The sequence below is a fragment of the Bacteroides muris (ex Afrizal et al. 2022) genome (assembly GCF_004793475.1).
In the GTDB taxonomy this organism is placed as follows: Bacteria; Bacteroidota; Bacteroidia; order Bacteroidales; family Bacteroidaceae; genus Bacteroides; species Bacteroides muris.
This window is the reverse complement of the sequence record NZ_SRYZ01000132.1, coordinates 1-579: the sequence shown is the minus strand read 5'-3', so window position 1 is coordinate 579 and position 579 is coordinate 1. Positions and strand designations below refer to the sequence as shown.

Sequence of the window (579 nt, the reverse complement as noted above, 5' to 3'; positions counted from 1 at the left end):
CGCTCTTCCCGATAATCCACCACCCGAACATGAAACGGCACATGAAAGCGTTAGCGGCACTGGCAGGCATCAAGGATAACTTGTGTTATCATCAGGCCCGCCATAGTTTTGCTTCGCTGATAACACTCGAAGCGGGTGTGCCGATAGAAACCATCAGCCGAATGTTGGGGCATTCCGATATTTCCACCACTCAGGTCTATGCCCGTGTCAGCCCGAAGAAACTTTTCGAGGACATGGATAAGTTTATCAAAGCTACCGAGGATTTTCAATTAACACTTTAATACATAAAACGATATGCGAAGCACATTTTCATTGTTACCCTATATCAACCGCAGCAAGACAAAGGCTGACGGAACGACTGCCGTACTCTGCCGTATAACCATTGACGGAAAACAGACCGTCATAAGTACGGGAATTTATTGCCGACCGGAAGACTGGAACGGCAGGAAGAACGAGATAAAGTCCGCAAGGGAGAACAGCCGTTTACGGGAATACCTGCGGATAACAGAGGAAGCCTACAATGAGATATTGAAATCGCAAGGCGTGGTCAGTGCGGAGATACTGAAGAACCATATCGCC

General features: G+C 47.8%; 2 protein-coding genes. Both read left to right on the top strand.

What is annotated here, in order from left to right:
* On the top strand, window positions 1-281 hold a 281-nt coding region (locus tag E5355_RS19190; protein WP_168354400.1), incomplete at its 5' end, for a tyrosine-type recombinase/integrase.
* Between the two features lie 13 nt (window positions 282-294).
* The coding region (locus E5355_RS19185; protein ID WP_246867014.1) for an Arm DNA-binding domain-containing protein at window positions 295-579 on the top strand (285 nt) is incomplete at its 3' end.